The 9,564-nt window shown below is 52.4% G+C and carries 9 protein-coding genes and 1 tRNA gene; all 10 read left to right on the top strand.

Annotation, left to right across the window (positions count from 1 at the left end; genetic code table 11):
• Window positions 1-270, top strand: a 270-nt coding sequence (locus SMC5_RS10675; protein ID WP_207799058.1) for a hypothetical protein, incomplete at its 5' end; no start/stop codon positions are given.
• A gap of 409 nt (window positions 271-679) precedes the next feature.
• The gene (locus tag SMC5_RS04295) at window positions 680-1,699 is read left to right on the top strand and encodes an ornithine carbamoyltransferase (protein ID WP_119119737.1); all 1,020 of its coding nucleotides are present in this window, start codon (window positions 680-682) and stop codon (window positions 1,697-1,699) included.
• 33 nt (window positions 1,700-1,732) lie between these two features.
• Window positions 1,733-2,818, top strand: a complete 1,086-nt coding sequence (locus SMC5_RS04290) for an amino acid kinase family protein (protein WP_119119736.1) — start codon at window positions 1,733-1,735, stop codon at window positions 2,816-2,818.
• 20 nt (window positions 2,819-2,838) lie between these two features.
• Window positions 2,839-3,846, top strand: coding sequence for an ornithine carbamoyltransferase (locus tag SMC5_RS04285; RefSeq protein WP_119119735.1), 1,008 nt, complete (start codon window positions 2,839-2,841; stop codon window positions 3,844-3,846).
• A 266-nt stretch (window positions 3,847-4,112) separates the two neighbouring features.
• Window positions 4,113-5,354, top strand: coding sequence for a threonine synthase (locus tag SMC5_RS04280; RefSeq protein ID WP_119119734.1), 1,242 nt, complete (start codon window positions 4,113-4,115; stop codon window positions 5,352-5,354).
• A gap of 106 nt (window positions 5,355-5,460) precedes the next feature.
• Window positions 5,461-6,729: a serine--tRNA ligase gene (gene serS / locus SMC5_RS04275; RefSeq protein WP_119119733.1), complete on the top strand. Its 1,269-nt coding sequence runs from the start codon at window positions 5,461-5,463 to the stop codon at window positions 6,727-6,729.
• Window positions 6,730-6,819: 90 nt separating this feature from the next.
• A tRNA-Ser gene (locus SMC5_RS04270) sits at window positions 6,820-6,907 on the top strand.
• Between the two features lie 16 nt (window positions 6,908-6,923).
• A complete protein-coding gene (gene rapZ, locus SMC5_RS04265; RefSeq protein WP_455423449.1) occupies window positions 6,924-7,787 on the top strand; it encodes an RNase adapter RapZ in 864 nt (287 codons plus the stop codon).
• Window positions 7,784-9,094, top strand: a complete 1,311-nt coding sequence (locus SMC5_RS04260; protein ID WP_165848970.1) for a gluconeogenesis factor YvcK family protein — start codon at window positions 7,784-7,786, stop codon at window positions 9,092-9,094. The genes rapZ and SMC5_RS04260 overlap by 4 nt, the downstream gene beginning before the upstream one ends.
• 6 nt (window positions 9,095-9,100) lie before the next feature.
• Window positions 9,101-9,564 (top strand): hypothetical protein (locus SMC5_RS04255; RefSeq protein WP_133299162.1); only part of this gene is annotated, 464 nt, incomplete at its 3' end.

The raw sequence follows: 9,564 nt of genomic DNA, 5'->3' as shown, positions 1-9,564 counted from the left end.
GGTGAACTCAGTGTGACCGCATTTCCAGAGCAGTTCAAGGTCGGACAGCAAATGACGCTCAGTCTCGACGTGGCCCAGCAGGCCGGGTCAGCCGCGGTATCATTCGACGTGTATATCGGAGGATCACTCGTCACTTCAGCTTCATCGCTGCCCGCGACAGTGGCCTATGTGCCGACTCTGGCAGGCCCTCTGGAAATCGCGATCGTGGGCCGATCGGCTACACTTGATACCGTGTTTCAAGCAGCGTCCACCGTCCAGGTGCAACCCTAGAGCTCAGACCTTCCCTCTCAGGTGCGGTCTTGACGCCCCGCGTATGCAGAGGCTCCCGGTTCCGACGCGATGCGTACGTGTGGAGATGGACATGATAACGCTCCTTCACGAGATCCTCCTCCCCCGAGGATGTTGTTGTATCCGAGAGGTGTATTGGCCAGGACCGACTGGATAAGATCACCAAAAGAAGACAGCAACTGGTGATCAAGAAACCGTGGCAGCTGCGCCTCCGTTTCTGATGAGTTGACGACCTGATCGTTCCTCTCCACTTTTACGTGAGTTGACACGGTCTATGCGGAAAGCTGGACAATTCCCGATATGTATGAAACCAGTGACTCAGTCGATTCGTTTTCTCTATTGACTGCGAATACTAAAAGCATAAGATACTTAGCACCTAAGGAGGTAAAAAATGAAAACAGATTTGAGAGGTAGAGATTTCATTAGCGTACTCGACTTTGACCGAGAGGAATTGGAAACAATTCTTGACGTTGCCAAGTGGCTCAAAATGAGAAATGCCGTGGGTGAGCCACAGGCAGAAATCCTCAAAGGAAAGGTTTTGGGATTGCTTTTTGCATCGCCTTCAACGAGAACTCGACTTTCTTTTCAAACAGGGATAGTTCAGCTTGGGGGGTCTGCTCAGGTCTATAATCCTGAGGAATTGCAGCTTTCCCATAAGGAGTCATGGAAGGATACTGCCGAAATGATTTCCAGATTCTTGGACGGTTTTGCAATTCGTCTCTACAATCTCAAGGCCCAGATGGGTGCAGAAACATATGAATATGGAGATGCTAGAGAGGTCTTAAGAGGAATAGCTGAATATGCGAATATACCTGTGATTAATATGCTTGATGACAAGGAGCACCCCTGTCAGATCATGGGTGATATCCTTACGATGACGGAAAAATTCGGTGGGTTGGAAGGAGCTCGAAAGAAGAAGATCGTTATGTCATGGGCATATGATGAGAGGGCAAAATCAGCAGGAGTTCCTCAGACCATGATCGCTGCAGGTTCCACGCTTGGACTGAATATTACTCTTGCCTATCCTGACGAGCCAGGACTTTACGATCTTGATAGCGAATATGTTGAATTTGCAAAGAAGGCGGCAACAGAAAGTGGCGGTTCTCTCACGATCGAGCATGACATTTGGAAAGCATCAAAAGACGCCGATGTTATCTACGCTAAATCTTGGGCCAGGAATCCCGACAAACATGCTGAAGTGGGTAAGAAATACAAGGATGATTGGTGCATTTCGCATGAGCATTTTAAGGTCGCCAGTAAGAATGCCGTGTATATGCATTGTCTTCCTGCCCGCAGGGGTTTTGAAGTTACTGACCTCCTTATTGATGACCCAAAGATCTCTATTGTTAATGATGAGGCAGAGAACAGGCTTCATGTTCAAAAAGCAATCATGTCCTTGACGATGAGATAATTCTAGAGAAGATCTAAGAAAACAGAATTCATCATGGGAAAGAGACAGATTAGGATTTTTGCATTTGGTGGCAATGAAGTTGCCCCTGTTGGCTTAGTTGATGAAAGTGGAAAAGCAATTATCCCCGATATTGCTTTGCAATGGAAAAGAACAAAGGAAACCTGCGAGCACATAGCAAACATTGTGAATTCCTTTCCTGAAGATGATTACATTCTTACGCACGGTAATGGTCCTCAGGTAGGCAATGTTCTTCTTCGCTCAGAGTATTCAAGGCCCATACTTCCTCCTCTTCCCCTTGATGTGTGTGGGGCAGATACTCAGGGTTCGATGGGGTATATGCTGGCACAGATTCTTGCAAACCAGCTGAAGACAAAAGGCATCAAGAAACAGGTTGTCAGCATTGTAACACAGGTTGTCGTTGGTAAAGATGACCCTGGCTTCCAGAATCCTACAAAGTTTATTGGCCCATCTTATTCAAAAGCGGAAGCAATGGAAAGAGCTCGTACAGATGGGTGGGTCGTTAAACTATACAAGAAAGACGACACAGGCAACGAGATCTGGAGAAAGGTTGTCCCATCGCCTGTACCCCTTGACGTAGTTGAAATTGATCTCGTTGAAGCAGCGCTTGAAAAAGGAATGGTCCCGATAACAGTTGGTGGTGGTGGTATCCCTGTTGTCTTGGAAGAACCTGACGAAAATGGTGTCTATCACAGCAACTATGGCTTCACTTTTGAAGATGGTAAAGATTCGAAGATTTACAGGGGGGTTGAAGCAGTGATAGACAAGGATCTTGCCTCCGCTTTGCTTGGTACGATGCTTCTAAAGAGAGCAAAGGAAAGGGGGGAAGATGTTGATGTCACACTGACCGTATTTACGGGAGAAGATGGTGCCAAGCTTCACTATCAGAAGCCTGATCAGGTTGATCTGAGACATTTGACCCTTGAAGAAGCAAAGAGATACTATGCTGAAGGGCATTTCCCTGCTGGCAGTATGGGGCCGAAGATTCTTGCAACTATTAAGTTCCTTGAGGGCGGCGGCAAGAAGGCTTACATTTCCTTGACTTCGAAGTATCTTGAAACGCTCGAAGGAAAAGCTGGGACAACGATCGTTAGAGAATAGTATTGTCCAGGGAGGTGACAATGGACCTTTATGGCAAAGATCTAATTACTACGCAGGACTGGGGAAAGGAATGGCTTGATGAAGTTCTTGCCCTCGCAAAAGACATGAAGAAGCATAGGTATGAAGAGCCATACACTGAGATCCTCAAGTACAAGACTTTCTTCATGTTCTTTTATAACCCTTCGGTGAGGACAAGGCAGTCTTTTGAAGCGGCGGCCACAGAACTTGGAGGACATGCTCAATTTCTCGAGCCAAAAGCAATGAGATTGAAGTCAAAAGATAAAGCAGGCGAAACGATAGAGGATGCAGCAAATATCATGTCCAGATACGGTGTCGGTCTTGGAATAAGGATTCTTGAAGATGCTGTTGAGCAGTACGGCGATGGCGAAGCATTGCTTAGAGAATATGCGAAATATGCATCAATTCCCATTGTTTCAATGGCTCATGATAAGTATCACCCCTGCCAGGGACTTGCAGACCTTATGGGGTTGCAGGAACATATGGGAGATGTCAAGGGCAAGAAGATAACTGTGATGTGGGGGTATTCCTCAATGGTGCGTTCCTGGAGCTCCGTTCAGGAAGATATCCTCCTTCTTCCAAGATATGGAATGGACCTCACTGTGGCATATCCTGAAGGTTTTGATCTTGATCCGGAAGTCATTGAGACAGCAAAGAAAAATGCTGAGAAAGCTGGAGCAAAGTTTGAAATGACTCATGACAGGTTTGAAGCAGTCAAGGGTGCTGATGTTGTCTATTCAAGGAACTGGATGAGTCCAAAGAGATATGTTATTGGCAAAGAAGAAGACCAAAAATCCGCCCTTCAATACAAGGATTGGAGGTTCACGTCAGAGCTCGATAATTTGACGAACAAGGCCTATTATATTCACCCTATGCCGGTTGATAGAGGGAATGAAGTGGACGATGAAGTAGCAAGTGGCCCTCGTTCAATCATTTACGATATTGGAGAAAACAGGCTCCATGCCCAAAAGGCAATAATGGCCCTCACGATGGCACGTGGATGGAAGTAGCCTGCCCTGACTCCAAGATGTGTTGGGCATCATGGCATGTGCCTTTGCGCCACAACTCTTTACCGGGCCTTGAAGAGCGGTTTCTTACCAACCGTGTTCCGAGAAAGACTCAGGCAGTAAGGAAAATCTCGCAAAACGGAAGGTAAAGAACCCAGAAGTACGATCCCGGATTAAATATCCATCGATGATAGGCCAGCCACGGCAGCAACGAATGATCTGGGCGGGTGAGGCAACAACCTCGCCCGCCTTTCTGTTAAGGAGGAATAATGTCTTCAGTTCTTGGGCTGAAATGCATGAAGTGCGGACGTGAATATGACCCTTCCACAACCCGCTATGTCTGTCCCACCTGTGGTAACGACGGAATCCTCGAAGTCCTGTATGACTACGATCGGGTCCGAAGGATCCTCACCAGGGAACAGCTGGAGAATGACCGCGACCTCTCGATGTGGAGATATCTCGCGCTCCTGCCTGTTGAGGGACGTCCTGCGTCGCTGACACTCCAGATCGGCTGGACGCCGCTGTATGCAAGCAAACGTGTTGGTCCTCAACTAGGACTGTCCCATGTGTGGTTCAAAGACGACGGACGCAATCCAACAGCCTCACTGAAAGACAGGGCCTCCGCCATCGCCATCGCCAAGGCAGACGAACTTGGCGAGCACATTATCACAGCCGCAACGACGGGTAACGCAGGTTCCAGCCTTGCGGGGCTTGCCGCGAATGCAGGAGTCGCCGCATACATCTTTGCGCCTGCCTCCGCGCCTGCGGGAAAAATAGCGCAGTTGCGAGTATTCGGCAGCCATCTGTTCCTTGTCGATGGCAACTACGACCAGGCATTCGACCTGTGCATGGAGGCAACGGAACGATTTGGCTGGTACAACAGAAACACGGCCTTCAACCCCTACATGGTCGAGGGCAAGAAGACTGTCGCCCTTGAGGTCGCCGAGCAGATGCGTTTCGAAGCACCAGACAAGGTCATCGTCTCAGTTGGGGATGGCTGTATCGTCTCGGGTGTCGCAAAGGGATTCCACGACCTGTTGACCCTCGGACTCATTGACCATATGCCCCAACTCATAGCGGTCCAGGCTGAAGGTTGTGCTCCGATCGCACAGGCAGTTATCTCCGGCGAACCGGTCACCTACCTGGAGAATCCAACATCGTGCGCTGACAGTATCGTGGCCGGCATTCCGCGTAACCACCTCATGGCGGTACGCGACATCAGGTCGAGTGGCGGTCTGGCGGTTACTGTCTCAGATGACGAAATCATCGACGCCATAGGGTTTCTGGGCAGGAACGAGGGTATCTTCGCTGAACCGGCCGCTGCCGCTTCCGTGGCTGCGCTGCGCAAGTTGGCCAACAGCGGTGACCTGCACCAGGAGGACCGCATCGTTGTCCTCATCACCGGCAATGGCCTGAAAGACGTTCAGAATGCGCTCAAGGTGAAGGGCACGAGTATGACGATACCACCGCGTATCAATGCAGTGGTACAGGCGATCGAAGAAGGGTTCTGATCGTCGACGTCGGTCATGAATCATTTTTGCAAATAGCTGCGTTGCTTTTTAGCCGCCAGACAGTAGAATTCAACATGAAGACTGAAGTCGTAGGAAGGAGATACCGATGCTGAGCCTGGAACTGATTCGTCAGCATCCTGACCTCGTGAAGGCCGGGATAGCAACAAAGAACGAGGGGTCGGAGATGATCGACGAGATCCTCGAGGTCGACCGTGAGAGGCGAGACCTGCTCCAGAAAGTGGACAAGCTCAAGCATCTCCGCAATGAAGCCAGTGAGCAGATCGCCACACTCAAGCGCTCCAAGCTGGATGCTTCAACCGCCATCGCTGAGATGAAAGACGTCGGCTCACACATCGCGGAGCTGGACGACCGCGTGAAAGTGGTCGATGCGCACCTTCGGACCTTGCTGCTCTGTATCCCAAACCTGCCTGAAGCGTCGGTCCCCGTCGGCAAGAGCGACAAAGAGAACACCGTCGTGTTTACGTGGCATGAGAAGCCGACCTTCACATTTGTTCCAAGACCTCATTGGGAGATCGGAGAATCTCTGGGCATCATTGATTCTGCTGCGGGCGCAAAGATTTCCGGGTCGCGCTTCTATGTTCTCAAGGGACTGGGGGCCAAGCTCGAGAGATCTCTCATCTCATGGATGATCGACGTACACGTCCAGGAAGAGGGATATACGGAGATCCTCCCGCCCTATCTGGTCAATCGGGAGTCGATGACGGGAACCGGACAACTGCCAAAGTTTGCGGACGATCTTTACCATACGGACACCGACGACCTGTTCCTCGACCCGACGGCCGAGGTTCCAGTGACCAATATGCTCAGGGACGAAATTGTCCGTGAAGAAGATCTGCCCATCAAGTATGTCGCCTACACAGCGTGCTTTCGAAAAGAGGCCGGTGCCGCGGGCAAGGACACCCGGGGGATCATCCGCGTCCACCAGTTCAACAAAGTCGAGATGGTCAAGTTCGTCAAGCCGGAAGATTCATATCATGAACTTGATCTGCTCATTGAGAACGCCGAAGGCATTCTGAAGAAGTTGGACCTTCCATATCATCGCAGCAAGATGTGCACCGGCGATCTTGGCTTCGCGGCGGCAATGAAGTTCGACCCCGAGGTCTGGATGCCCGGCCAGGACCGATATGTCGAGATAAGCTCCTGCAGCAACTTCGAAGACTTTCAGGCGCGCAGGGCAAACATCCGGTACCGTACCAAAGATGGCAAGATCGCATTCGTCCACACCCTCAACGGCTCAGGGCTCGCTGTGGGGAGAACGATGGCTGCGATTCTGGAAAACTACCAGCAGGAAGACGGCAGCGTGAAAGTGCCGGATGCATTGATTCCATACATGGGAACAGACGTTATCCGCTGACGAGGACTCGCCAAGTACGAAATCCCCGGTTACGAGCCTCTGGCTCGTTTTGACAACCAGGGGTTGTCCTGTAGACTTGTTTCAGAGCGTGGAGGGGTGGCCGAGCGGTTGATGGCACCGCACTTGAAATGCGGCAAGGTTAACGCCTTCGGAGGTTCAAACCCTCTCCCCTCCGCCATTGTATTTGCCCAGAAGTGCCCTGTCGGGCAGACCGACAATACAAACGGGAGGCGTACGTGGGAGTAGTCTCTAGCCTGGACCTTGTCATTGTGACCGGCCTGAGTGGCGCCGGCAAGACGAAGACCATGGGTTACCTTGAAGATCTTGGGTACTACGCCATGGACAATCTCCCGATTTCTCTTATGAGCCAGTTTCTGGACCTCGCCTCACAAACCGATGGTAGAATCAGCAAGATAGCGGTTGCCCTCGATGTGCGCAGTTCAGGGTTCAAGACCCAGTTTCATTCTATGCTCCAGCGGCTTAGAGCGCGCGATGTTCACCCTCGTGTGATCTTCTTGGACGCATCATCCCGAGTTCTGGTGAACCGCTTCTCCGAGACACGCAGACGCCATCCACTTCCCGGAAGCACTGTCTCCGAAAGTATCAGGAACGAGAGGGAACTGCTTGCAGAGGTGCGTGACCTGTCAAGTGTCATCATCGACACCACCGATCTCACCGTTGCCGAACTGAAGGACCGCGTTCGCGNNTCCTTTGGCTACAAGAACGGCCTGCCGATCGACCTGGATCTTCTCTTCGACGTTCGCTTCCTGCCCAACCCATACTACGACGAACATCTCGCGCATCGGACAGGCTTCGACAAAGGGGTCATTCTCTATGTCCTTCGCGAGCCTTACGCCCGGGAGTTTTTCACTCGCCTTGCCGACTTCGTCGACTTTGTGCTCCCGCGTTACCAGGAAGAAGGAAAGAGCTACCTGACGGTCGGCATCGGATGTACAGGTGGCAGACACCGCTCTGTCGTGATCGCGAACATGCTTTACCACCACCTCAAGCCACAGGCGAAGGCGGTACACGTGTTCCATCGGGACCTCCAGAAGTGAAGGGACACAGACAGGCACTCTGGTACTGGCTCGTTCCCGGCATTCGCGTCAAGAGATACCTCTTGCTGTTTGTTATGGGGACAGCGCTTCTTGTTTTCGCAATCAACGGACTACTTCAGACGCCGGGCACGTCATGGCTGCTGAACCTGCGGCCGTCCGTTCAGCACGTGTTTCGCCGTTTCCTCCCTTCCGGTGCAGTCTCTGCAGTCTTCGGGGTCCTGTGCGGTATTGTCGTGATAGTGTCTACCTGGCTCATGGTCCTGGCGGCGGCCCTTCTGGCTCGTTCGCTGCTGGCTGCCATCACTGGGTCCATTCCCAGGGAATCTGTCGCACGGACGATCTACCGCTACCGCAAGGCCGAGTCTCTTCCCCGTGTCGTCGTGATCGGTGGGGGAACCGGCATCAAACCAATTATCGAGTCACTCCGAACAGAGAACGTCAAGCTCACGACGATTGTCACGATGGCAGATAGTGGGGGAAGTACCGGACGCCTCCGTGAGGCCACTGGAATGTTGCCTCCGGGCGATTTCCGGAACGCTCTCATCGCCATGGCAGGTGAGTCGACACGCAGTGCCCGCCTCCTCGCCTATCGTTTCCCAGAGCAGATCGAAGGAATCGGCGGTCACAACATCGGGAATCTCATGATCGCTGCTCTGAGCGACATCAAGGGAAATTTCGGCGATGCAGTACAGGAACTGTCGGAACTTATGCAATTGCCTGGCCGGGTTCTGCCGATGTCTCTGGACAATATTTCATTGCGGGCACACTTCACTGATGGTACGACGATCGACGGCGAAGACCAGGTTCCCCTCCAGGGCAAGACAATCGACACCATCGAAGTCCTGCCGCCTCATGCTAAGCCCTTTGTCCCCGCGCTCGAAGCGCTGTCTCAGGCGGACTTTATCATCATCGGCCCTGGTTCCCTCTTCACAAGCCTGATACCACCACTATCCATCGAGGCGACCGCCGACACGATCGTACGCTCTTCAGCCACGAAGGTACTGGTCGTGAATGCGATGACCGAGCGAGGAGAAACGGAGGGTTACACTGCGGGAATGCACCTTCACAAGGTTGAAGAGGTCCTTGGACGGTCTTGCATCGACATGATCCTGCTGAGCACCACCCCTATCCCTGCCGAGACGCTGGAGCGGTACGCTTCCGCCGGGGTCAACCCTGTCTCCAATGATCTCCCAAGAAGTCAGCATCCACGGGTCGTCGAGGCTGACATCTGCTCAACCGCCGATGGCCTCGTTCGCCACGACCCAGGCAAGCTTCGCATCATACTGAGGTCGCTCCTCGGACTGTAAACGCAAATGGCGACGATTGAGTTCCTCAAACAGGAACTGGCAGGGCTGCCTTCGACTGATCCTCTGCTTGAACTGTCCGGAGCCCTCTACGGTGGGAGTTCTTTGGTCCTGCGCCATGGGGGAGCGCTGTCGATCTCTTTCACGTCGAAGAGTCCCTTTATCATGCGCTACGTGCTTTCTCTATCCTCCCATGCACTTGCCAATTGGCAACCCAGGCAGGCACTTCTCTCGAGAGCCGGTCATAAACTCAGTTTCAGCGTCGACCTTACTCCCGTTCAGGCACAGCAACTGTTCTCTGGACTCAGTCCACTGGAGCCCGCTCAACTTGAGCGGCGTCTTCGGGGAAAACGCGCGGCGGCTGCATTCACCAAAGGCTTCTTCCTCATCTCCGGGTATGCCGCTGTGCAAGGGACACATCTGGAATTCAGCTGCTCCCTGCCTGTGGGACGCCGGCTCGTCGAACGCTCGCT

It is taken from the genome of Candidatus Cryosericum odellii, assembly GCF_003570935.1.
GTDB lineage: Bacteria > Caldisericota > Caldisericia > Cryosericales > Cryosericaceae > Cryosericum > Cryosericum odellii.
This window is presented reverse-complemented; position numbering and strand designations above follow the sequence as displayed.